Origin of the sequence: Novosphingobium sp. AAP83 (assembly GCF_001295795.1) — a bacterium.
In the GTDB taxonomy this organism is placed as follows: domain Bacteria; phylum Pseudomonadota; class Alphaproteobacteria; order Sphingomonadales; family Sphingomonadaceae; genus Novosphingobium.
Genome location: NZ_LJHY01000008.1, coordinates 1 through 24,711 on the forward strand (window position 1 = coordinate 1; position 24,711 = coordinate 24,711).

At 58.3% G+C, this 24,711-nt stretch carries 17 protein-coding genes; 10 read left to right on the top strand and 7 right to left on the bottom strand.

What is annotated here, in order from left to right; translation table 11 throughout:
- Positions 1-35: 35 nt before the first annotated feature.
- Positions 36-2,165, bottom strand: a complete 2,130-nt coding sequence (locus tag IP81_RS04490; RefSeq protein ID WP_054106793.1) for an FAD-dependent oxidoreductase — start codon at positions 2,163-2,165, stop codon at positions 36-38.
- A gap of 147 nt (positions 2,166-2,312) precedes the next feature.
- On the opposite strand from IP81_RS04490, the gene IP81_RS04495 reads away from it, so the two are divergent.
- The 4 genes from IP81_RS04495 (at position 2,313) to IP81_RS04510 (ending at position 7,705) form a co-directional block, all read left to right on the top strand.
- Positions 2,313-3,167, top strand: a complete 855-nt coding sequence (locus IP81_RS04495; protein WP_054106794.1) for an SDR family oxidoreductase — start codon at positions 2,313-2,315, stop codon at positions 3,165-3,167.
- Between the two features lie 172 nt (positions 3,168-3,339).
- Complete coding sequence (locus IP81_RS04500; protein WP_054106795.1) at positions 3,340-5,025, top strand: FAD-binding protein; 1,686 nt, start codon at positions 3,340-3,342, stop codon at positions 5,023-5,025.
- 20 nt (positions 5,026-5,045) lie between these two features.
- Entirely contained in the window at positions 5,046-6,878 is a 1,833-nt protein-coding gene (locus IP81_RS04505) for an acyclic terpene utilization AtuA family protein (RefSeq protein WP_054106892.1), read from the top strand.
- Between the two features lie 5 nt (positions 6,879-6,883).
- Entirely contained in the window at positions 6,884-7,705 is an 822-nt protein-coding gene (locus IP81_RS04510) for a Coq4 family protein (protein ID WP_054106796.1), read from the top strand.
- A gap of 40 nt (positions 7,706-7,745) precedes the next feature.
- Here IP81_RS04510 and IP81_RS04515 read toward each other — a convergent pair whose 3' ends face one another.
- The 3 genes from IP81_RS04515 to IP81_RS04525 all read right to left on the bottom strand — a co-directional run bounded on the left by IP81_RS04515 (position 7,746) and on the right by IP81_RS04525 (position 13,152).
- A complete protein-coding gene (locus IP81_RS04515) occupies positions 7,746-10,175 on the bottom strand; it encodes a TonB-dependent receptor (protein WP_157573080.1) in 2,430 nt (809 codons plus the stop codon).
- 247 nt (positions 10,176-10,422) lie between these two features.
- Positions 10,423-11,301: a Coq4 family protein gene (locus IP81_RS04520; protein WP_054106797.1), complete on the bottom strand. Its 879-nt coding sequence runs from the start codon at positions 11,299-11,301 to the stop codon at positions 10,423-10,425.
- Positions 11,302-11,409: 108 nt separating this feature from the next.
- Positions 11,410-13,152, bottom strand: coding sequence for a D-aminoacylase (locus IP81_RS04525; protein ID WP_054106894.1), 1,743 nt, complete (start codon positions 13,150-13,152; stop codon positions 11,410-11,412).
- Positions 13,153-13,379: 227 nt separating this feature from the next.
- On the opposite strand from IP81_RS04525, the gene IP81_RS04530 reads away from it, so the two are divergent.
- The 4 genes from IP81_RS04530 to IP81_RS04545 all read left to right on the top strand — a co-directional run bounded on the left by IP81_RS04530 (position 13,380) and on the right by IP81_RS04545 (position 17,118).
- A complete protein-coding gene (locus IP81_RS04530) occupies positions 13,380-14,066 on the top strand; it encodes a hypothetical protein (protein WP_054106895.1) in 687 nt (228 codons plus the stop codon).
- Positions 14,067-14,211: 145 nt separating this feature from the next.
- Positions 14,212-14,982, top strand: a complete 771-nt coding sequence (locus tag IP81_RS04535) for an SDR family NAD(P)-dependent oxidoreductase (RefSeq protein ID WP_054106798.1) — start codon at positions 14,212-14,214, stop codon at positions 14,980-14,982.
- Positions 14,975-15,529: a nuclear transport factor 2 family protein gene (locus tag IP81_RS04540; RefSeq protein WP_231626232.1), complete on the top strand. Its 555-nt coding sequence runs from the start codon at positions 14,975-14,977 to the stop codon at positions 15,527-15,529. Before IP81_RS04535 ends, IP81_RS04540 begins: the two co-directional genes overlap by 8 nt.
- Positions 15,530-15,642: 113 nt before the next feature.
- The gene (locus IP81_RS04545; RefSeq protein ID WP_054106800.1) at positions 15,643-17,118 is read left to right on the top strand and encodes an NAD(P)/FAD-dependent oxidoreductase; all 1,476 of its coding nucleotides are present in this window, start codon (positions 15,643-15,645) and stop codon (positions 17,116-17,118) included.
- A 32-nt stretch (positions 17,119-17,150) separates the two neighbouring features.
- On the opposite strand, the gene IP81_RS04550 is transcribed toward IP81_RS04545, so the two are convergent.
- Both IP81_RS04550 and IP81_RS04555 read right to left on the bottom strand, forming a co-directional pair.
- Positions 17,151-18,455, bottom strand: coding sequence for an MFS transporter (locus tag IP81_RS04550; RefSeq protein WP_082355972.1), 1,305 nt, complete (start codon positions 18,453-18,455; stop codon positions 17,151-17,153).
- Positions 18,456-18,459: 4 nt separating this feature from the next.
- Positions 18,460-19,218 (bottom strand): SDR family NAD(P)-dependent oxidoreductase, encoded by a 759-nt coding sequence (locus tag IP81_RS04555; protein ID WP_082355973.1) that lies wholly within the window; start codon positions 19,216-19,218, stop codon positions 18,460-18,462.
- Positions 19,219-19,582: 364 nt separating this feature from the next.
- Here IP81_RS04555 and IP81_RS04560 point away from each other — a divergent pair, with 364 nt between their 5' ends.
- Positions 19,583-22,093, top strand: a complete 2,511-nt coding sequence (locus IP81_RS04560) for a TonB-dependent receptor (protein ID WP_231626233.1) — start codon at positions 19,583-19,585, stop codon at positions 22,091-22,093.
- Between the two features lie 143 nt (positions 22,094-22,236).
- Here the strand turns inward: IP81_RS04560 and IP81_RS04565 are convergent, their stop codons facing one another.
- Positions 22,237-23,691 (bottom strand): FAD-dependent oxidoreductase, encoded by a 1,455-nt coding sequence (locus IP81_RS04565; protein WP_054106803.1) that lies wholly within the window; start codon positions 23,689-23,691, stop codon positions 22,237-22,239.
- 251 nt (positions 23,692-23,942) lie between these two features.
- Between IP81_RS04565 and IP81_RS04570 the strand changes: the two genes are divergently transcribed.
- On the top strand, positions 23,943-24,710 hold the full coding sequence (locus tag IP81_RS04570; RefSeq protein ID WP_082355975.1) for an SDR family oxidoreductase: 768 nt from the start codon (positions 23,943-23,945) through the stop codon (positions 24,708-24,710).
- The last annotated feature ends 1 nt before the right edge of the window (position 24,711 follow it).

Below are 24,711 nucleotides of genomic sequence, written 5' to 3' on the forward strand. Positions count from 1 at the left end.
GGCTCGGGCGTTGTTTGCCCGAGCCGCCAGTATCTTCAGGCGGCTATGGCGCTGACCGCCGCGCGAGCATCGCGCATCGCGCCTTCGATATAACCAACGCCATTCGCATCGCCGATCGCGTGCACCGTGAAACCTGCATCCCGCAAGGCTTCTGCAAGCGAGAGGTCACCTTGCGCGCCTTGGGCAACGATCACGTTGCCGCCCGGTACGCTCTGGCTTTCGCCCGCAAGGTTGGTGAAGCTGACGCTGTCAGCGCCGATCACAATATCGGAAACGCCGGCGTGGAGGCCGACGCCGTGATCGGCCAGTTCGCTCATCAAGCGCATGCGGCGGACCAGCGTCAAGCCTTTGCCCATGCGCGGAGCCTCGTCGATCACATTGACCGTGCGTCCGCGTTCGGACAGGAATTCGGCAAGCTCCAAACCCACCAGTTCGCCGCCGATGATCGTGACGGTATCGGCCAGTGGCATCCACGTATGCGTGGCTTTCCGGACCAACGCGAGGTTTGCCGTGGCACCGGTTGCCGCGCCGACCTTGGTGGCAAGGCGCGTGAACAGGCCGGTCTTGCGCTTCAATTCGTCCGAGCTTTCGCCCAGCATCATCTTGCGCATGTCATCGCCCGAATAGACGTGATCCTGTTCGCCTCCGGCGATCTGGGGCATGTTGCGGAGCGCGCCGGTGGCCACGATCACGGCATCGACGTTGAGCGAGCCCAGCAGTTCCGGTGTGGCGGGTGTGGATAGACGCACCTCGACACCGGCTTCCTTCACCTCGCGCCGCAGCCATTCAAGGATGCGTTCGTTGGGTTCATAAGCCAGGCTGGCAAACCGCAAAGTGCCGCCAAGACGATCAGACTTCTCAAGGAGGGTGACTTTGTGGCCGAGCGCACTGAGGCGGCGCGCGGATTCCATGCCGCCGGGGCCGCCACCAACAACGGCAATGTGTTTGGGACTGGCCCCGGCGGGCGCGGGCTCGCCTTCAAATTCAAGGCCAAGCCCCGCATTGACTGCACAACGCGTCGGCTGGCCCATGTAAATGGCGGAAACGCAGGTGTAGCAATAGACGCAAGGGCGGACCTTCTCGGTCAGGCCCTCGGTCAATTTGCGCGGAAGGTGCGGATCGGCCAGCAATTTGCGGCCCATGGCGATGAAATCGGAATCGCCTTTGGCGATAGTGGCTTCAGCGCTGTCCACCTCGATCCGGCCCGAACCGATCACGGGGATATTCACCGCTTTGCGGATTTCTGCCGTAGCGGGCAGGTTCCAGTTTTCGAGGTGGGGGATGTTCGATTCCGAATGGAGTTTGCCAATGCCGGTATCGTGGTACGATGTGATCGTGATCGCATCGACGCCTGCGGCTTCCACCATTTTGGCATTTGCGATGGCATCTTCCATCGTGATGCCGCCTTCTTTGCCCACTTCGCGTGAATCGAGCTTGATCCAGAGCGGGTAATCGCGGCCCACTTCGGCGCGGATTGCGGCGATCACTTCCAGAGTCAACCGCAGGCGGTTTTCGCGGCTGCCGCCATATTGGTCAGTGCGGTTGTTGATATAGGGTGAGGTGAACGAGGATAGCAGATAGCCATGGCCGCCGTGGATTTCGACACCATCGAACCCGGCTTCCTTGGCGCGGCGCGCGCCTTGGGCAAACTGCTGCACGGCAATGTCGATATCGGTTTGCTCAAGGATTTTGAGTTGGGGTATCCCGCCACCGCCGACTCCGCCCATTTCCTCGGCGAGGAAGAAGTTCATGAAATCGCCCTTGAACGGCTTTGGGTAGGCCGGTCCCCAGAGCGGATGGCCCCAGCGTGCTGCCGAATAGCCTGCAACAAACCCGCCGTGATGCAATTGCGCGGCAATTTTTGCGCCATGGGCATGGACGCGGTCGGTCATCTCCTTGAGCGCAGGGATGAAGCGGTCATCCGAAATCGCGGTCTGCTGCATCGCCACAGCACCCACCGGCCACGCCACCCCGGCCACGCCCGAAATGATCAGTCCTGCACCACCGCGCGCCTGCTCTTCGTGATAGGCCATCATGCGTTCGCCAACAGTGCCATCATCTTCTGACAAGCTGACGCCCATTGCGGTTACGGCAATGCGGTTCTTCAGTTCCAGTGAGCCGATGCGGCCGGGCGAGAGCAGGTGGGGGTAAAGATTGGAAGACACGAGGTTTGGCTTTCCCAAAAGATCGATGCAGAATACCCATCTTATGCGATTGGTCTATTCATTGCACTTGGCTGGTTTTTTCGCCTTATGGCTTGTTATTGCGTAATGCATGATCGATAAAACTACGAAAATCAAGGGTGACTGACCATGGCTATCGATAGCGACGTTTTTGGGCAAGGTGTAGCGGTTATCACAGGCGCAGCATCGGGAATTGGCGCAGGGCTTGCGCGGCGGGCCGGGGCCTTGGGGATGACCGTAGTCGTAACCGATGTAAATGCCGAAGGGGCCGAGGCAACCGCCGCTGCGATTGAGGCCAAAGGTGGCAAGGCCCACGCCGAGCAGGTGGACGTTTCGATCCCGGAGGAGCTTGACCGTCTGGCCGAGCTAGTTTTTAGCCGTCATGGCGAAGTGCGACTGTTGATCAACAATGCCGGGATCGAGACTGTCGGCAATAGCTGGGAAATCCCCACAGCGCGCTGGGAAGCGACGCTGAATATCAATCTGCATGGCGTGGTCCATGGTGTGCGCGCCTTTGCTCCGCGCATGATTGCCAGCGGCCAAGAGGCCTGGATCGGCAACCTTTCCTCCGTGGGTGCCTTTGGCCAGATGCCCGGGCAAAGCGCCTATACTGTGACTAAACATGCGGTGCAGGCTTTTAGCGAATGCCTTTATCTGGAAATGGAATTGAAGGGCCTGCCCATCCATGTTTCAGCCATCGTGCCGGGCATGGTGCGAACCGCCATCTTCGATCCGGAAACAGGCGCGGGCGAACCCGATAACGCCGCCGGACATCGCAGCGCGATGCGCGAGATGATACGCCAATATGGCATGGATACCGATAGGGCGGCTGCAATATTCCTTGAACAGATGGCGCAAAAGCAGTTCTGGGTGCACAGTGATCCTGCCACGGCAGCCCAGATTATCGCCGGGCGTATCGCGTTTTTGAAAGACCAGATTCCGCCGATCATGCCCGATATTGCGCGCGCGATAGCCGTGGATTGAAGGGCATTTGCCCTCCGAATGCGTCCTGTCGCCAAGATCGGCCATGTTTACGTAAAATAATAAGCTGAATTTTACGCATGGTGTTGACACGATAGGGCTTATAGCGGCACTTTCGTTGTAAATGAGATAGAACGGCCCGGTACGGGGTGGCGCTTTGCAGGATAAGACTAGCATGAGCTGGGATAGGGAAGTCGACATCGTCGTGGTCGGATCAGGCGCTGGCGGGATGCTCTCGGCGCTGATCGCGGCGAAGAACCGTGCCGAAGTGCTGATCATCGAGAAGGACAAGCTGTGGGGCGGCTCAAGCGCTACCTCGGGCGGCGGTATCTGGATTCCCGGTAGCGATCAGGCCAAGGCTGCCGGGTTTGACGACAATCTGGATGATGCTTTCAAGTATGTCCGCGCGCTATCGGCAGATAACGTGCCCGATGAAAACATCCGCGCGTTTGTAGATAATGCTGCGCCGATGCTGCGCTGGGTCACGGCCAATACGGGCGTGATCTATACCGCGCAGCCTTATCCCGATTATCATGCCGAAAATCCCGGCGGGTCGGTCACCGGGTATCGCACGCATCTGCCTGAAATGTTCGATGGCACCCTGCTGGGCGATGATCTGAAAACGCAGCGTTTGCCATCGCCTGCCGCCAGCCTGTTCGGCTATCTCAATTGGACTTTCGCCGAGACCTACCAGCTCTTGTATCGTAGCAAAGGCTGGCTGACCGGGCTGGGGCGCAATCTGGCGAAGTACTGGCTCGATTGGCCGCTGCGCTTCACCTCGCGCAAGGACCGGCGTTTGACGCTGGGCAATGCCCTGACCGGCGGGTTGCGTGTGGCGCTGAACGAGGCAGGCGTTCCGCTGTGGCTAAAGACGCCGATGCGAGAACTGGTGACAGAAGGCGGCAAAGTTACCGGTGTGGTCGTTGAAAAGGACGGCAAGCCCTATCGCATCGGCACGCGCAAGGGTGTGGTGCTGGCCGCTGGCGGATTTGATAAGAACCAGCAAATGCGCGATGCCAACGCGCCGCTTTATCGCAATGCGCAGTATTCGGGCGGTGTCACCAGCAATACGGGCGATGCGATCCGGGCGGGGGCCGCGGCAGGTGCTGGTACGATGAATATGCAATCGGCATGGGCAGCGCCGGTGTTCTATGTTCCGGGCGAAGATCGCGGGCGACTGTGCACGATCGAGCGGGCGTTGCCAGGCTGCATCATGGTCAACCAGAAAGGCCAGCGCTACCTCAACGAAGCGGCGTCTTATCATATCGTTGGTCAGCAAATGGCGCGGCGGCATCTGGAATATGGTGATGCATCGCCAAGCTGGATGGTGTTCGATCACCGCTATCGCCACCAATTCCCGGTAGGGCCGCTGCTGCCGCTGGTTCCCGATTGGCTGCAATCGGGCGCAGTAAAGACCATCCTGAAAAAGGGGCGCACACTGGGCGAACTGGCGCGCGAAATGGGTGTTGATGTGGCCGCATTGGAAGCAAATGTTGCCCGTTTCAACACGTATGCCGCCAAGGGCGAAGACCCTGATTTCCAGCGCGGTGTTGCAGCTTATGACAAGATGTACGGCGATTACCGCCATCAGCCCAACCCTTGCCTGCGCCCACTCACCGAAGGGCCGTTCTATGCCATGCCGATCTATCCCGGCGATATCGGAACCAATGGCGGATTGCGTACCAATGCCCGCGCGCAAGTGGTTGATGAAGCAGGCGTGGCGATCCCCGGCCTTTATGCGGTGGGCAATAACGCGGCCTCGTCCATGGGGGAAAGCTATCCCGGCGCAGGCGTCACCATCGGCCCGGCCATGACCTTCGGCTATATCGCTGCGCGTGATCTGACCGGCGCAAACGACTGAATACCACTGGAGAGATGACAATGCCGCAAGTTGCAACCGGCAAGGCCCGGACCGGGAAAGTCGTGCGCATTGGGGGGGCGAGCGGCGCGCTGAATGACAGCGTTATTGCCGTGCCGGGGCTTTTGGGGGTTGAGGATCTCAATTATCTGGCGTTCGATTATCTGGGAGAAGGGGCGATGGGCCTGTTCCGCCGGATGAAGCAAGCCGATCCGGCATCGGGATTTCTCACCGATTTTGTCGATCTGCATGTGGGGTCATACCTTGGCGAATTGAAAGCGCGCGGCATCCGCGTGATCGCCAATGCGGGAGGAATGAACCCCGAAGGCCTCGCCGAACTGATCCGCCAGCGCGGGCGCGATCAGGGGCTGGACCTGAAAATCGCGACGGTTACGGGCGATGACGTCGAGCATTTGTTGCCGCAACTGCGCGCCGAAGATTTACGCGATATGTATAGCGGAGCGCCGCTTCCCGAAGGCGACATCGGTATTCAGGCTTATCTGGGGGCATTCCCGATTGCCCGCGCGCTGGCTGCGGGGGCGGATATGGTGATTACCGGACGGGTGGTGGATTCCGCGCTGATCCTGGGGCCGCTGATCCATGAATTCGGTTGGGGGCCGGACGATTATGATCTGCTGGCCGCAGGGACGGTCGCAGGGCATTTGCTGGAATGCGGCGCGCAGGCAACCGGCGGCACTTTTACCGATTGGCGCGACGTGCCCGATTGGGCCAACATCGGCTTTCCGGTGGGCGAATGCCACGCCGATGGCAGTGTTGTGATGACCAAGCCCGATGGCACCGGCGGCCTGGTTTCCGTGGGCACAATTTCCGAACAACTGCTTTACGAGGTTAGCGATCCACAGGCCTATATTGTGCCCGATGTCGTCTGCGATTTCAGCAGCATAACCGTCGAGCAGATCGGCCCGAACCGCGTGCGTGTGGCGGGTGCAAAGGGCTACCCGCCGACTGGCTCGCTCAAAGTGTGCGGCACATATGATGATGGCTGGCGGTCTGTTGCGTTGATCCCGATCACCGGAATTGATGCGGTGGCCAAAGCGGAACGTACTGCGGCGGCGCTGCTGGAGCGCACCGGCACTCTGCTGGAGCAGCGCGGCTCGCCCGGATGGATGCGCAGCCATGTCGAGGTCATTGGCACCGAAACCGCCTATGGCCCGCGTGCGCGCGATCTGGCTCCGCGCGAGGTGCTGTTGAAGATCGTGGTGGACCATGTGCAACCGGCTGCGGCGATGCTGTTTGGTCGCGAACAGACGACGGCAATCATGAACATGGCGGTGGGTACATCCATCGCACCGATCATTGCTGCGCCGCGTGCTTTTCCACTGACCGGCATGTTCTTCGGACTGATCGGGCGGGATCGTGCGCATGCACAAGTCCGGCTTGACGGGCAGGCGCTGGACTTCATCGACCCGGTCAAAGCGGGCTTCGATCCAGCGGTGATCGTGCACCCGCCTGTGCCAATGTATGAAGCGGTCGGAGAGATGACCGAAGTCCCGCTGATCGCACTGGCTTGGGCACGCAGCGGTGACAAGGGGCGGCTGTTTAATGTTGCCGCTATTGCCCGCAACCCGGCTTTCCTGCCGTTCATCCGCGCAAGCTTGTCTATCGCGGCGGTGACCGAATGGTATCGGCATCTGTTTGATGATCCGGCCCGCGCACGTGTCGAGATTTTTGACGTGCCTGGCACTCATGCGATCAATATTGTGGCGCACGATGCCCAGGGTGGCGGGATCAACCTTTCGCCGCGATTTGATGCGGCGGCCAAGAGCATGGCGCAGCATTTGTTGGAAATGCCGGTGCGCTTGCCGCTTGCCTTGCTTGAAACTCCAAGAGGATAACCGCAATGGTCGATGATCTTCCCTATCTTGCCCGTGGCGCAAAGCCGATCCCCACAGACAGCAGCGTGTTGGTGAGCAGCTCGCGCTATTTGAACGAGCCGCGCCTGCGTGATTGGCTGGCAGGCGCGTTCTTGCGCAAGAGCGGAAAGGATTCGCCCACGGCGCTGGATGCGCACAAACTCTATGGCATTCTGGCCGAGGTTTTCGACATTGACCGGATCGAGGCGCTGTTCACGCAAGAGCGTGCGCGCTGGCCCGAATTGGACCGCTGGTTTTCGGAAGGGTTTTCATCGAACTTCACGGTGGACGAATTGCTGGGCCATCCCGAAGGATCGCTTGGCCACATCTTTGGCCGCTACTTGCGCGATAACGGCTTCGAGATTGATATTGTGCCCCGCTTCGAGCCTAAGAACCAGTTCCAGTATTTCTCGCTGCGGAGCGGGCAGACGCACGATCTGGAGCATATCGTGTGCGGCGGCGGCTTCGATATCATTGGCGAGCTTGTCCCCTATTTCGGACGGCTCAGCAATATTCCGCGCTTCCTTGATGCAGAACTGGTCGGCCTGATCCATCCGGGGCAGTTGCTGGGGGCATTGCGGTTGGTATCACGCACCGGGCTGCATTATCCGGCAGCCTTTCCGACGGCCTTGCGCGCGATCCGTTGCGGGATGGATGTGGGGGAGCAATCTGCCCCCTATTTCATGGCCAAATATGAGGATGTGTTTCATTTGCCGCTAGCAGAAGCGCGCGCCGCGTTGGGCATTGTGGGCGCTGTAGACCTTGATAGCCAGGAAGCTTCGGCGTGCTGGGATGAATATCAATCGTAAATGAATGGCCCCGCAGCAATATGCAGCGGGGCCATAATCATCAAAACGCTATGCTGGCTTCCACTCCATAGGTGCGGCCGCGTTCAAACGTACCGGTGAACAACAGGACCGGTGCGCCAAAGCTGATATAGCGTTCGTTCAGCAGGTTTTCGCCAAAGGCGGAAATCGAAACCGAAGCTCCGCCAATCGGCATTTCTGCAAGGCCAAGGCGCCCGTTAAGCAGCCAGTAGCTCGGCTGCTTGTTGAAGTTTTCAAGTGCCGGCTGGCCGGTCATGATATTGCGCAGCGGGGTTGAGGTTAGGAAATAAGAGCTGCGATACCGGCCTTCGAGCAGAGCCATGACATGGCCGCCACCCTTGAATTCAGGCGAATTGTAGACGGCTGCGGCACGTCCGGTCCAAGGCGAGAAGTAGGTTGGCCGTGCAAAGGCGGCAACTTCCTGCCCGTTGAGGATGAAGGTATCATAGTCGAAGTGCGTGTAAGATGCGCTGCCCGACAGCGTCAGGCCTTGCACTGGCACGATATCAAGCTCGGCTTCAAAGCCTTTGATCTTGGCCTTGCCAGCGTTATCGAAAAATTGCCGACCGTTGATGAAGTTCTGGGTCTGGAGGTCAGTGTAGTCGTTGTAATAGGCCGATACGTTGAGCCGGACCTTGTTATCCAGGAACTGGGTTTTGGCACCCACTTCGTAAGACTTGAGGCTTTCCGGCCTATAGGGAATGCCGCTGAGGATACCGCCCGAAACATAACCGGTCGCGATCTTGGCAAAGATCATAGTTTGGTCGGTCGGACGCCATGTGGCGATGCCGGTGTAAGTCAGCTTTTTGTATTCGGCCTTGTATTTGCCGACGCCCAGCGAACCACCTTGTGCGCCTGAAATGACCCCGATATCCAGCTCGCGATCGTCAATCGTGCCGCGCAGGCCGGCTGTAATGTCAAACGTATCGGTAACATGCCACGTCAATTGGCCATAACCGGCCATCGAATCATTGACGCCGACCGTGCGGGTTATGCCACTGCCGAAGGCCGCATCCAGTGGGCTGGGCACAATCGTCGCCGAAGGTGTCGGGGCCAGGATGCTGAGCACTTCTGTGCCGGGTGAGCGCTCATGGAAATAGAACACACCCGCAGTCAGATCGAACTTGTCGTTGGTGACCTGGAATTGCAGTTCTTGGCTGAACTGGCTTTGATTGGTGGCACGTGCGGACAGGAGCGGGAAGAAGTAATCATTCGCGCCGGGCGCGGAGGCCGGGTTGAACAACGCCCCCTGGATTTGTTGCGGCGTAAGGCCGGGGGTAATCAACGCACCCAACTGGTTGAACGTAAAGCGTAAGCCGCCCGCTGCACCCAGATCGAATACTACCGGATCCTGACGGAACTTGCGGTATGCCGTGATGGATTTGACTGTAAAATTGTCATTCGCTTGCAAGGTCAAGGTCAGGCTGTGGCCTTGGGTTACAGTGTGTTCGTTGCTGGTGGCAGCCGCAACGGAATTGAGTGGGCCGTTAACACCAAGGTTTGTCTGCCCGCCGAAGAACGATTGCAACCCGATGATCGGAGCAAGCAATTGGCCCGAGGCATCGGGAATAACGCCAAAGCTTTGCATCGCGCGGCCCGAGGCGTTGGAATCGGTATAATCGAACCGATAGTCTGCCGTCAGGTTGCCAAAATCTGCGTGAATGGCGACTTGTCCGGCATCGACGTTGCGATAACCCAGCCGGTCAACATAGCGCTGCGTGCCAAATTCGGGCGCGCGCAACGCAATGTTCAGGCTGCGCCCGGCTTGCGTATTGGCAACATCACCCGCGATCTGATCGTGCAGGTAGGAAAGCTTGATGAAAAACGGGCCGATTTGCGGAAGATCAAGTGATACCTTGCCGCGCCATGCATCATAATTGCCGTAAGATCCGGTTGCACGCACGCCCCACTCGCCCTTGGGCTTTGCGGTGACTACGCTGATTGCGCCCGATGTGGCGTTGCGGCCAAACAATGTTCCTTGCGGTCCGCGCAGCACTTCGATGCGCTGGATATCGCTGAAATCCAGCAGGGAGCCAACCGCGCGACCAATGTAGACGCCGTCGATGTAGATGCCGACTTTCGGATCGACCGAGTTGCTTGATGTTCCCGACGAGACCCCGCGAATAATGATGGTGGGATTGGATTGCTGGCCCTGGGTGTTGAGCTGAAGGCTGGGCGCAAGGCCGGCAAGATTGCGAACGCTGTTGACGCGCAAGGCTTCCAACTGTTCGCTGCCAATCGCGGTAACCGCAACGGGAACCTTTTGGAGGCTTTCTTCGCGGCGCTGCGCGGTCACGATGATTTCCTGAATCGAAGTTTGCGATCCCGCGGGGGACGCCTGCTGGTCTTCGGCGGGTGCTTCGTTAGCCCAAGCCGCCGGAGCAAATCCGATCGCTCCCAAGGCAAGAATTGACCCGCGCAAAAGCCGCGCGCGCTGTATCGCTTTGATCATCGTTCTCTCTCCCGTCGCATTTTTGCGGTTGCTTTGTTTCTTTTTTATTGCGTCAAATGTCTCACAAAAATTTACGCAAAACTACAATAATCTGCATGCCAGTAAACAGAAAGAGGCGATCAATGCGTGATACGCTTCGATCGCCTCTATGGCTTGTCAGTCTGTGCTTGAACTGTTCACGCTGGCGCGTGGTTTGCCGCCCGTCATCGTGCATTCCGGCCGATCGTGTGGCGGGGCGGCATTGTGATCACTCCGCCGCTTCCATCAGCGGTACACCGTAATTGGGGTCATCCTCGTTGCACAGGCGGTTGGTTTCATCCCAGCGCGCATCGATTACCGGCGTGATGTTCAATTCGCGGCGGATGTCTTCGATTTGGACGTTCACATATTCGCGCCAGTCGACCAGCATCAGCGGATACTTCCAGTTGCGCCCTTGCTGCGCGCCGATGAATTCGGCTTCAAGATTGACGACCATGGCTTCGGGGTAGAACAACCCGTCCTTCATGATGGTCTTGGCCTTGAGATAATAGGCGATCCGGCTGAAGAAGTTGCTGAGTTCAGGCACAAAATAGCGCGCCTTGGAATGCATGTTGGCGCTGATGAGCGCCACTTCGCCGCCATGGTTCGGGCCAAAGCCGGTTACCATGTGTTCGATATCATGCGTCAGCGCGGTTTGGCGCAAATAGAAGGTAAAGTCGTTTACGACCTGTATTTCCTGGAAAAACAGATCGAGCTGGTAGCCTGAATTGGCCATGAAATCGTGGATTGCAGCGCCTAACGTTCCCGGAGCGCAGTCCTTGGTTTCAGCCAAGGTAAAGTTTGCAAGGCTGCGCTTTTCGAGCCAGCGACCGAATTCGGGCAAACGGCGCTTTTCCATTTCGAAAAGCGTTATGATCTGCTGCATGTCTTCAAGATCGTGCAGGATCTGCGCCACTTCAGGGATGAAAGCGGTGTTGGGTAGATCAGGACCGTTGCGGCGCAGCATTTCCTGCGCAATCAACGAGCGCAGCATGGGGTGGTTGAGGTACTTCGATGAACTGACGAGGACGGAGCTTTCCGTCTCGACCTTGCGGATATTGCCATTGAAATAGGCCCGATCGGCATCGCCGATTTGCGCTTCGCTCATGGTCGGCATCCTTTCTGAACATTGCTTTTCTAAAGGTAGGGGCACCCGGGAGGGTTGGGTGCCCCTCTAAGCCGGAACCCTTTTGGACCCCGGCCTAGCGTTGCATGATTATTCGGCAGCGACCGCCAGAGCGGCGTCTTCGTTGGCCGGTGACAAGAATTTGCCGGGCATTGCCCCGGTAAATGCGCCATTTTCAAAGGTGGGTTCGCCATTCACCAGCGTCAGGCGGGTTGGCATGGCCGCGCGGGTGAAGCGCCATGTCGTGCCACCCTTGCCATCTGGAACGTCATGCGCCTTGACCATTTCGCGGCGCTGGATTTCATCCATGTTGAACACCGCGATATCGGCGCGCTTGCCCACAGCAATGACGCCGCGATCATTCAGGTTGAAGTGGCCGGCCAGCTTGCCGGTCATCACGTGAATGGCCTGCTCCAGCGAGAGCTTCTTTTCTTCGCGGACATATTGCGTGAGCAGCAAGGCATTTTCACCGCCGCCGCACAACATCTGCAAGTGCGCGCCAGCGTCCGAGATGTTGCCCACCGTGCGGGGATCATTCATCAATTCGAGCGTCAGCTCCTCGTCCTTGGGGAACGGGGCCATGTGGACGGTGGATTTGACGCCGTTGCGGATGATCCATTCCGCCATCGCATCGGACCGGTGCAGACCAAGGCTATCGGCATAGTCCTTCAGCGTAATGCCGACCGGCCCCGTACCGTTTTCGCTGTCGAGCAGGAACAGTTCCTGCGGGTTCTTCAGCGGCGAGTGATCCCACGCCTGCGTATCCCAGCTTTCGCGGGCGCGGGCGCGCCAGGCAGGGTCGGCAAGCAGTGCGGCCTTCTTGTGGTGATCGTCTTCGAGCACGACTTCGTGCCACACGTAATCGTTGGACTGCGCAAAAATCAAAGACTTGATCAGGCTCAGCGTGGAGGTTGGCGAAACGTGCGCGAACCCGGGCCAGACATCGACACCGGCTTCGCGCATCTTGCGCACCGATTCCTGCATTGCGGGCAGAATCGGCTTCTGGAATTCCAGCGTGGGGATAGCGCCTGCGATTTGCACCTTGATCGGACGGCCAGCCAGCAGCTTTGACAAGCGCTCAAGGTTTGCAGGGCCGGTCATCCGCATGAACGTGTCGACGATGACCTGATAGCAGCAGTTGGGATAACGCTCCATCACATCGAACAACGCCTCGAATTCAGCGTCATTGGCCTTTAGCGATGGCACGGGGCGGTTCTGCCCATCGTGGTCATGCATGTTGTCCGACATGCCGAGCGCGCCAGCGGCCAGCGCATCATCGAGCAATTCGGCCATCTTGGCGATTTCTTCCGGGGTCGCTTCGCGGTCCCACGCTTCGACGCCCATGGCGGCAAGGCGGATCGCGATGTGGCCGACATATGCTGCAAAGTTCAAGGGTGATTTGACGTTGCGTTCCACCGAAGCGCGATATTCGCTCCACGTGTTCCAATCCCATGGCAGATTGTCCATGAACGGACCTTCGGGGATGTCTTCGAAGAAAGAGAAAATGCCGATCATTTCGCGCTGTGCAGGCATATATCTATGCAATGGCGCGGGCGAAAAACCGCAGTTGCCCATGATCATCGTGGTTGCGCCATAACCGGGCAAGGGATCGAGATCGGGCTGCCACCACATTGTGCCATCATAATGGGTGTGGCTTTCAATGAAGCCTGGCGTCACCTGGCAACCGGTTGCGTCAAAGATGCGTTCGCCATCAGGGCTAAGGTTAGGGCCGACTTCAGCGATTAGACCGCCGCGCAGGCGGACGTCTGCTGCATATGCAGGTGCGCCAGTGCCGTCCACGACAGTGCCGTTCTTGATGAGGATGTCAGACATGTTTTTCTCCCAAGTCACTTGTCCCGGCGGAGCCATTTTTGCTGCACTTTGTGCATTGGCCTGCCAGCGGGTTGGGTGCAGCATATGCCTATGTTCGATTCGTTCTATCTAGGGCCTTGTCAAACGGATCACTTCGTTATCTTATGCGGATCATGACGCGATACGATTCAAGCGCATCTGCAATGTTATCCGCTCTGCGTATTCATTTGCGCAAAGACGGGTGGACCATGTTACGACTTTCGAACCAGCTTGGGGTGGGCGAGGCAACCGTAAAGCGGTGGCTTGCGGGCAAGGGGCTCACGATAGATCGCCTCGAAGCCATGGCGCAGCTATGCGGGTTGGGATTAGGCGATCTGGCGCGAGAAGCAGAGGAAACACCGGGCGATCTGGCCCACGAAATGACATTGGCGCAGGAAAAGGCGCTGTCGAGCAACATATTCCTCTCGTTCCTTTTCATGACGATTCTGAATGGTGTTCCGCCAACCGAGACGGCTGCAGACTTTGCCGTTCCGGCGCGCACTATGGAGGCCGCGCTGGCAAGGCTTGAGCGTTTGGCGTTAATTGACCGGCTGCGCAGCGGTAAAGTGCGACCCTTGATTGATCGCACAATGGTGTTTCGTAAACTGCCACTTCGATCCTTGTTCGAACAGCATATGAAGCACGTGTTCTTTGAGCTGGATTATAGCGCGCCCGAGACTCTCTATACATCCGAGGTCATCAAGCTTTCCGGCAAGGGTGTTGCCCAATTGGGCGAGGCGATGGAGCGGTTTCGCGCAGAGGTGCAGGCCTTAGCAGATCGTGACGCTGAAGGTGCAGGGGCGGACCGGCGCTGGGTGGGAGTTCTGTCGGTCATGCGTGAACTGGACATGACCCCGCTTCGGGAAGCTGGGGGTGATCTGGCTGTGTGGCAATAAACCGATTCTTCACGTCAAGGAATCTACGCAAAATTACAATATTGCCCGACGAATATTCCAATTCACGTAAGTTCATTGACATTTGAACAGCATTTTTGGGAAAAGGTAGGCCGTCATCTGCAATCCGCAGCGAAAGGATGAGTTTATGTCTGCCAATTTCCCGGATGGAGCGACGGTTGTTTTTGGCGGCAGTGGCGGGATCGGGCGTGGGGTCGCGCTGGAATTTGCACACGAGGGCAGCGATGTTGCGGTGGTCTATCGCACGAAGCGCGATGTTGCTGAAGCTTTGGCGGCACAGATCCGTGCGCTTGGCCGCAACGCATCGACGCACCACGCCGATGTTCGAGAGCGCGCTCAAGTTCAAGCAGCGTTGGATGCCGCCGTGGCCGAACATGGCAGAGTGCACAGCGTGGTGTGGGGGGCAGGGCCAATCGTGCCGCAAGTAGCTATTGCCGATTGGACCGAAGAGATGTTCCGCAACTCCATGGAAATCGAGGCATTTGGCTTCAACAATGCGGTACACGCCGCGTTGCCGCACATGCGGGCAAACGGCGGTGGCAACTTTGTGCATTTGGGTTCGGCGGGCCATGATTGGTGGCCAAAACTGGATGGGCTGTCGGTTGTGCCCAAGGCCTGCAATGAAGCGCTGGTCAAGGGGATCGCCAAGGAAGAGGGCATTCACGAAATTCGCGCCAATTCGATCCTTGTAGGTGTGATTGATGCCGGACAATTCCAGGTCGGTAAGGATGCAGGGACGTTCACCCCGGAATGGGAAGCTGCAGTCAAGGCGATGCTGCCGTTGAAACGCTGGGGCACGCCGCGCGATATCGGGCAGGCAGCGGTATTCTTCGCCTCTGCGCGTGCCAATTATGTCACCGGGCAGACGATCTCGGTGGGCGGAGGCTTTGGTGTCTGACCATAGTGCGCTTGCGCCGCGCCCCATAGGCTTGGAAGAGTTGCAATCGCGTGAGGCGCTGCGGCATCTGGTGGCCACTTATGGCCACGCGATTGACCGGCGCAATTGGGATTTGCTGCGAACGCTTTATCACCATGATGCAATCGACGATCATACGCCTTATTACTGCGGGTCGGTAGACGGTTACATTGCTTGGTTGCCCGGAATGATGGCCAACTGGCGTGCGACCATCCACACGGCGCTTTCGGCTGTTTTTGCGTTTGACGGGGATCATGCGCAGAGCGAGATTGCAGCAAGGGCTTGGCATCTGACGCTTGATGGGGCGCGGCAATTCGTGGCATGGGGCCGCTATGCCGATCATTATGAGCGCCGCGACGGAATCTGGCGCTTTGCCAGACGATCCTTCATTCTCGATTATTCAGAAGACTTGCCAGCGCTTGGTGGCGATGATTTTGGCAGTTCCGGGGTGGCTACCGGATGCGCAGGTGCAGGCGATCCCATCCACTCACGCCTTTCCCTTTTTTCCACCAGGGGCGGTAATGCGTAATTTATATTGACTTTATGTACGCTATCCTTGGTATTAGGCCTGAAATTTAAACTATCACGTTCCAAAAGTGGATTTTGGATACGAATCGGTGGTGTCAGGGCAAGGGTGCGAAAATGCGTGAGACTGGTGATACTTCTTTGACCTACGCGATTATCGGGGCGGGCATGGCGGGGATCATGGCCGGCGCCAAGCTGCTGAAACGCGGTGAAAGCAATTTTGCCGTGTTTGAAAAAGGCAGCGAAATCGGCGGAACATGGCGCGACAACCGCTATCCCGGTCTGACCTGCGATACGCCATCGCACACCTATAGCTACAGCTTCGCACTCAATCCCGAATGGAGCGCCTATTACGCGACCGGCCCCGAAATTCATGCTTATTTCAAGCGTGTTGCGGCCGAAAGTGGGATCATGGAACATGTGCGCTTCAACAGCGAGGTGTGCGCCTGTGTCTTCGATGACGAGACGTCGCGTTGGACGCTGACGCTGTCCGATGGCAGCACCTATAAAGCCGATGTCGTGATCGCGGCATCGGGCGTCTTGCATAATCCCAAGGTGCCAGAACTCGCCGGACTGGAAAGCTTTGCAGGCAAGGCGTTTCACAGCGCAAGGTGGGACGATGAGGCTCTGCTCGACGGTGCCCGCGTGGGCGTCATCGGGTGCGGATCCACCGGCATCCAACTGGTCAATGCCTTGTCGAGCCGCGCGGTCCGTCTGGTCCATTTCCAGCGCTCGCCACAGTGGATCATGCCGGTTGTGCAATTTGAGTATACGGCCGAGCAGCGTGCGGCCTTTGCCGCCAATCCGCAGCTGATCGAAGATATCCGCACCAATGCCGAATACTGGGAAGCGGTCTATCGTTTCACCGAAGGGGTGACCGATTTCACCAGCCCGCAAATGCAGGAAATCGAGGATATCTGCCGCCGCAATCTTGAAGAGAATGTGCGCGATCCCGAGCTTCGCGAAAAGCTGCGTCCCAATTATCATGCCGCGTGCAAGCGGTTGATTTACAGCTGGGAATACTATGACTGCGTGCAGCGCCCCGGCGTGTTTGTGGAAACCGGCGGGATCGAACGGATCGAACCTGCCGGTGTCCGGATGAAAGACGGAACACTGCACGAACTGGATACGCTGATTTTGGCGACCGGATTTGATGCCAGCCGCTTTATCCGCCCTGCTGTGGTTTCAGGCCGCAACGGCCAATTGCTCGACGATTTCTGGGAAGAGCGGCCCCGCGCGCATTATGCCATTTCGATGCCGGGCTTTCCCAACCTGTTCATGCTGAACGGTCCGGGCGCGCCTGTCGGCAATTTTCCTTTGATCGATATTGCCGAACGCCAGTGGGATTATATCGAACAGGTCATCGCGCCGTTGCGCAAGGGCGAGGGGCGCGCTGTCGAGCCCAAGGCAGAAGCGTTTGATGCTTACGAGGAGCGCCGCATTGCCGCCGCGCGCAAGACCATCTTCGGATCGGGCTGTACCAGCTGGTATCTGGATAAGACGGGCGTTCCGGCAACATGGCCGTGGGGTTACCACGATTTTGCCAAGGCCATGGAACGCCCCGTGGAATCGGAATTTGTTGTCTCGGCTTAGCAGGCGGTTTACCTGAGTGACCCGAGGGTCACTCAGGTATCTGCCAAGGCTTCCTTGTCGTTCTCAAGCCTGCGCACCGCACGCAAGGCTGCCCAGACCCCGATGTAACCCATTGGAATGGCAACGCTTAGCCCGATGCGCAAACCGTTGGGGCCGGTGCCTGCGATCCAGTCGCTCAATTGTCCGGCCAAGACTGGGCCGATGACGGTTGCGAACATGTTGGAGATCAGCAGGACCAGCGCCGTTCCGGTGGCACGATGCGCGTTGGGTAGCAGATATTGCAGCCCCGCCAGTACGCCAACCGACCAGCCGCCACCCAGCAAGCCTGCCGGAATAGCGAGCATTTGGGCGATGTGCATGTTGTTGGTCCAGGTGACGCCAAGGATCATCGTCGTCGCCCCGCCAAGCGCCAGCGCGGTCAGGCGCAATTGCATCGTTGCATCGTTCTTGCCGATCTTGTCGGCCACAAAGCCGAAGCCCAGAACGCCGAGCAAGCCGGGCAGCCCGAACGAGAGCGCGAACGTCGTGCCTGCGGCTTGCGTGCTCAGGCCATAGGCCCGTTCGAACAAGGCTGGCCCCCACATGCCGAATGTAACGCCGGAAAGCGATCCGAGCGCCATGATCGTGGCGAGCAAGCGCACCGATGGAGTGCCCATCAGCAGGCGTATGGTTGATGCGAGTGGCAGCACCGGTGCGGCATGGGCAACCGCATCGCGCGATGGTTCGCGAATAATGATGAAGCTTGCCATAGCCAGCACGATGCCGACGACACCCAGCGCGTGAAACGCGGTTTGCCAGGTAGTGGCGGCTGAAATCGCGGGCCCTCCGGCAAGCCCGGTCATTTGTCCGATGTAGATGGCGGTGCCGAGCAGGGCAAAGGCGCGGCCGCGTTCGTTTATCGGAAAATATGCGGCAATCAGCGCCGCGGCTGGCGCTTGAAAGGCCGCTTCGCCAATACCGACGCCGATACGCGCCAAGGCCAGCATGACCGGACTGCTGGCCATGCCCGACATGAGCGTGAAGAAGCTCCAGAATGCGCAGCCCGCGGCAATGATCGCAATGCGCGAGTGCCGGTCTGCCGCGCGGGCAATCGGCAGGGTGAAGACAGTATAGAGCAGAGCAAAGGCAGGGCCCATCAACGCGCCCATCATCGCATCGCCTATGTTGAAATAGGCTTTGATGGGTTGGGCAAGGCCCGCAATCAGAAAGCGATCGGCGTAATTGACGATGGCAACCATGACCAACAGCGCCAAGGCCAGCCAGCGGTTGGTGAGGGGTTTGCCCGATGCTGTCATCGTGGCCATGGCTGGTGGTGAAGGCGTTGTTGTGGTTGTCATGTCATCAATCCCGCATCTGCCCGCCGCCGTTGACATGCCAGACCTGTCCGTTGACCCACGCGCCATCGTCCGAGGCGAGGAAGGTGACGGCGGCAGCAATGTCTTCAGGCTGGCCAAGGCGGACATGTGGCACGGCTTTCAGGCCGCGTTCGACATATTCGTCCGTAAGGTGCTGTTTGACAGCTTCGGTCAGAACCAGACCGGGGCAGATCACGTTCGCGCGGATGCCCTGTTTGCCGTGGCGGGAGGCCACGTGGCGGGCCAGCGCGTGGATAGCGTTCTTGGTCATCGGGTAGGCAACTTGCCATGCCGCACCGCCTGATGCTGCACCCGACGAGGTGTAGATCATGGCCCCGCCACCGCGTTCGATCAGTTTCGGCAGGGCAGCTTGCGATGCCAGAAAATGGCTCTTGGTGTTGATCGCAAAGCTGTTGTCGAGCACTTCGACCGGGCAATCGAGAATGTCGATATCGCCACCGGTGCCGCCGGCAAGGTTTGAATGGTAGAAGTCCAGACCGCCGTATGTTTCGACGGCACAGGCGACAATGGCTGCCTGGGAGTCCGCATTCGTGCCGTCCAGTGTGATGCCTGTAGCGGTGCCACCATCGCTGCGGATACTTTCGGCAACCTCGTTCGCCCAATCCCCCATCAGGTCGCCGATGATGACATGCGCCCCTTCTTGGGCAAGGCGTCTTGCGGTTGCTGCGCCAATTCCGCGTCCGCCGCCTGCCACGATGCCGACTTTGCCTTTCAGGCCCCTCATTCCGAATCTCCCGTCAGTATGGTATTTGCGGAGGCGATTGCCTTTCAAATTATGCAAACATTGCTATCATCTCGAATCTATCAGTGCAATACGGTTCGAAATATGGGAGATTTTTCCGCATAGATAGTCGGCGTGATTCGCCCTCATCTTCCAGCACGGCGATTTGTCCGGCCAGAATTTTTATACCAATTGCGCTAAGTTTTCCGCTATTTGCTATGCTCCCGCTGCGTTTTTTGCACCTATATGCCCGTTTGCGTATTCTATCTTGCAGAAATCTACGCATTAGGTATGCTGAGGAATAACAAGTTTTAGGGGAGTGGAGATGAAGGCTGTGGTTTGCACACGTGTGGCAATGAAATTGCTGGTGAGCGTAAGCGCTCTGTCGTTGGGTGGCGCTGCATTTGCTGCGGACGATGCTGCACAAGAAGCAACAAATGACCAAGGTCAGTTGGAGCAGATCGTCGTCACGGCGCAAAAGGTCTCGCAAAATTTGCAGGATGTGCCGCTTGCCGTCAGCGCGATCAGCGCTGAAAAAGTTAACCAGCTTGGCATTCGCGATGCCAAGGATCTGACCGGCCTGGCGCCGAACGTGACCATCGTTCAGGGCACGACCAATGCCAATGCTGCGGTGATCTCTATTCGCGGTATCCCAACGCCCGCGACTGAAACCTTCGGTCTAGACACTGCCAACGGTCTGTACATCGATGGCGTGTTTATCGCCCGTTCGGGCGGTAGCGCGATTGATGTTACCGATATCGAGCGCATCGAAGTGTTGCGCGGGCCACAGGGAACCCTGTTTGGCCGCAACACCACGGGTGGCGGTATCGCGTTCATCTCGCGTGCCCCATCGAAGGAGTTTCGTCTGGCGGCTGAAGGCGGCTACGGCAATTTCAATGCTTTCAATGGTCGCATCACGCTCGATCCGGGTGAATTTGCCGGGATTTCCACCAGCTTTACCTACAGCCATCGTCAGCGCAACGGCACGGTCGACAATCTGAACGAGCCTGATGATTCACGCGATCCTGGCGCCATCAACACCGATTCATTCCGTGTTGCGGCCAAGGCTGATCTGGGTGGCACCGGCTCGATCCAGTACATCTTTGACTGGAGCCGCACCGATTCATCGCCGATCAACTTCCAGTTGACAAACACGGCAAGCGGCGCTGCCAATCCGCCCGTCACCATTGGCGGCGTGCCTGTGCGTACGACGCAGCAGGCTCCGGTTGCGCCATTTCTGGCAGGTGTAAACTTCCTTGATCCGCGTTGTGCGGCTCTGGCTGCTCCGACACGGGTGTGGCGCCAGCAGGTTTGCAACGACATCAACAGCCGTTCGACGGATAAATCATGGGGCCACAATCTTCAGGTCCAGAACGATTTCGACGCGTTCCATATCAAGTCCACGACCGGCTATCGCCAGTGGAACAACGACAGCGTTACCGATCTTGATGGTATCGGCGCCTTCACGGCAAAGGCGTTCAGCAACGCTTCGCTGTTCAATGGCATGCCAACCGGGTTGTTGCAGTTCATTCCAAGCATTCCCGAAGCGTTCCGCCCTTTCATTGCGGCATCGCCAGTGCCTAATGTCCAGCAGAACCTGTTTGATACCAATAACAAGCGTCGCCATAAGCAGTTCAGCCAGGAAGTTGAAATCGGCAATGAAACCGATACGCTCGACTGGGTCGTCGGCGGGTTTTACTTCTGGGAAAAGGGTTCGGAAGACAATCCGCAGAACAGCGGTTTTGTGCTGGATACGAACACGATCTTCACTGGAAACTTCGGTCCGCTAGGCCCGGGCTTTGTAGCCGCAAACCCTGCGCGTTATCGTCTGGTGCAGACCCAGTCGGTACTGCGCTATACCGCCAGTGCCGAGAGCACTGCGGTTTATGGCCAGGCGACTTTCTATCCCGGTGGTCGCGATAGCGGCCTGCGCCTGACCGCAGGTGGACGTTACACTTGGGACACCAAGTCGATGATCCGTGTGCAGAACGGTGCGGCACCGCTTGCGACACCGGAGCAGGGCAGGGCCAAGTACAGCCGCTTCACCTGGAACCTGATGGTTGGCTATGATGTGTCAGACGACGTCAACGTCTATGGCCGCATTGCCACCGGCTATCGTTCAGGGGGTTTCAATGCACAGGATCCGGCAGTTGCGGGCGTCTTGCCTTCGTTCCGTCCGGAAAACGTGACTTCCTATGAACTGGGTCTGAAGTCCGAATTGTTTGACCGTCGCCTACGTTTCAACCTTGCCGGATATCACAACGTATACAACGATCTGGCGCTTGCTGTTCCCGTTACCACGGGTCAGCCGGGTACTTTTGCAACGGCCGTTACAAACGCTGGCAAGGTGACATATACCGGCGTTGAAGCCGAACTGCTGGCCGTGCTGAGCGACAACTTCACGCTTGAAGGCAACATCGGTTATGTTGACATCAAGTTTAAGGAGTTTCTTGCAGGCAATCCGGTGGCTTTGGGGCAACCGCTTGTAAACACGGCTGAATTTGCAACGCCGGGCTACACCTCGCCATTGACCGCCAATGTTGCGATGAACGCGCAATTCCCGCTGAGCGACAATGGCATGCGTCTGACCAGCCGGGTCAGTTTTGCATACGAAGATGGCAAGTACAGCTTCTCCAACACCTTGGCTTCGCCGCTCAACGAAGTGTTGCGCGGTGAGAACCGCAACATCGTTGATGCACAAGTTGCGATTGACCGCATTCCATTGGCGGGTGGCGAAGGCTTTATCCGCGCTTGGGTGAAGAACCTGACTGACGAAAACAATCTCGTTCGCGCCATTGATTTTGGTCAGCTTGGCTATGGCGGTGGTTACTTCGCCGACCCGCGCACGTATGGTCTGACCGTCGGTGTGAAGTTCTGATCGGAGTTATCCGTTAGCGTCCTCTTCCTCTGTTGCAGGGGAAGGGGAGGCCAATAAAAAACCCCTTCCGCACATTGCGGAAGGGGTTTTTTGTGTGTTGCTATTCAACGATCCTGCATGTTTCGTGCTGGATAAGCGGCAGATCAGCCAGCTGCGGCGCTGCGACCGGCCTGGCGTCCGAAGAACGTGCAATCGGCAAGACTTAGGCCTGATGAATAGCCGTGGCCCCAAGCCGGTAGGCCGGATGTGCAACGCCCGGCAGCATAAAGCCCGGCTATGGCATTGCCGGAACGGTTGAGCACGTGCGCTTGCGCCGTTGTTTTCAGGCCGCCTAATGTGAAGAAGCTGAAATAGCTGGTTTCAAAATTGAGCTCGAGAGCAACAAATGGTGATTTGTCGAGCGACTTCAGGATGGGCAACTGCTTGTCAAACAGCGGATCGCGTCCCTCGCGGGCATGGGCGTTGTAGAGGGCCATGGTGGCTGCCAGCGTGCCTGCGGGCATTTCGAGTTCGGCCTCGACTTCTTCCCATGTCTCGCCCGTGGCGGCGATGGAAATTCCCGCAAAATCGGGTGGTTGCTGGAAGTTATCGAGATCGAGCAAGAGATAGACTTTGCCGCCGGGTTGATCCACTGCGCACCGGCTGACCCGGCCATGGTAGCAATCTTCGTTGATGAAGCGCTGGCCCTGGATGTTTACGAACACCCCGTACGCATGGGTTTCGGGCATGGTCCAAGGGCAAGTTGTGAAGAATTGGTCCATGTGGATGGCATCGCCGCCCACTGAGACGCCAAGTTCTATGCCGATGCCATCGTCTTTATCGCCAATCGGGCTGTTTACGCGGAAGCTTTCGGGGCAATACTTGCGGCGCATGGCATCGTTGAAGACGAAACCGCCGGTTGCCAGCACTACGCCTTTACGCGCACGCACGAAGCGATCCTGATTGTCGATGCGGATTACGGCACCCGCAATGTGGCTTTTGTGGGTGATTAGAGCCACTGCGCGGGCATCGACGTGTATTTCTGTTCCCAATGCGCGCGCGCGTGCTTCGAGAACATCGACAAGGGGCCGACCGCCGCCCCAACCCATGTGCTGGATAACGTGACCACGCGGTGCAGGCTTTGCGTTTTTGTAAAAAGGGGCTGCGGCTTCGCTGCCCGACCAGATCAGCGTGGAATCGTCAGTCGGTTCAATCAGCTTGCCGGGCAGGAAGTTGCCGCGATAGGGCACGCCCTGATCCTTGAGCCATTGGTAATGCGCAAGCGCGCCTTGGCCGTAGGCTTCGCATTTGGCATCGTCTACGCAGGGGCCGCCCGCGAGCTTGAGGTAGGCAGTGAAATCCTCGACCGTATCGGTAAAGCCTGCGGCAATCTGGGCGTCGGTGCCGCCACCGATATAAATCTCGCCGCCCGACAGAGCTGATGCGCCGCCGCTTCCTGAACTGCGTTCAAACAGCATGACTTGTGCGCCCGCCTCACGCGCTTCGATTGCTGCACAAGCGCCGGTTGCGCCAAAGCCGATGATGACAACATCGGTTTCGAAATCCCAATGCGGCACATCGGCCAAATCGAGTGGCTGATACTGCGAATAAGCGGTCATCTTTGCCTTCCCATTTCTTGGCCAATCCCTCGGCCGGGCGGCAGGTCGTCGGTGCCTGCGTTGCCCGCATTGTGAGCGATAGCCCCAGATCAATGCAACTGGCGCATTTCTGCGCTGCATTCGTAAATTGTAATTGCATTGGGTACGCAAATGGTCAATTGAAAACGCTATAGCCTTTCGATAACGGCAATTTTGATTCAGGCACGGCGAACAGTTCGCAAGTGATGAAACGACAAGGGAGAGCAGGCCCAGTGCAGGGAGCCGATCACATCGACCTGAGCGGGCAAGCAGCGATCGTTACCGGCGGTACGCGCGGGCTCGGGCGGCAGATTGCCGCGGTTCTGGCGCAAGCTGGCGCTGCTGTGACCGTGTGTGGCAGGACCGTGCCGGATGACCTGCCCGATGGCGTTGCGTTCCACGCCGCAGACATCCGCGATCCCGAACAGGCCAAGGCGCTGGTTGATGCCGTCGCGCAAAAACATGGGCGGCTGGATATTCTGGTCAACAATGCGGGCGGATCACCACAAGCTGCAGCGGCCACGGCCAGTGCGCGCTTTTTCGATGCGATCCTGAAGCTTAACCTGCATGCAGCGATGTATATGTCGCAAGCAGCCTTTGCGCATATGCAACCCGCCGGGCGCGGCAGCATCATCAATATCGCCAGCGTATCGGGCATCCGCCCATCGCCAATGACGGCGGCCTATGGCGCGGCCAAGGCGGGGTTGCTGAGCCTGACGCAGAGCCTTGCGCAGGAATGGGGGCCGGACGGGGTTCGCGTAAATGCGATCATCGCAGGCCTGATGCAGACGGAAACTGCCGAAGAAACATACGGCGACGAACAGGCGCAAGCCGCCGTTGCCAGATCGATGCCGCTGCAACGCATGGGGACGGGCGACGATGTTGCCGGTGCGGTGCTCTGGCTTAGCTCCAGTCTGGCCTCTTGGGTTAGCGGCGCGCGTATCAATGTCGATGGAGGGGGCGAGCGTCCCTATTTCCTCGACCTCGTGAAAGGAAATTGAC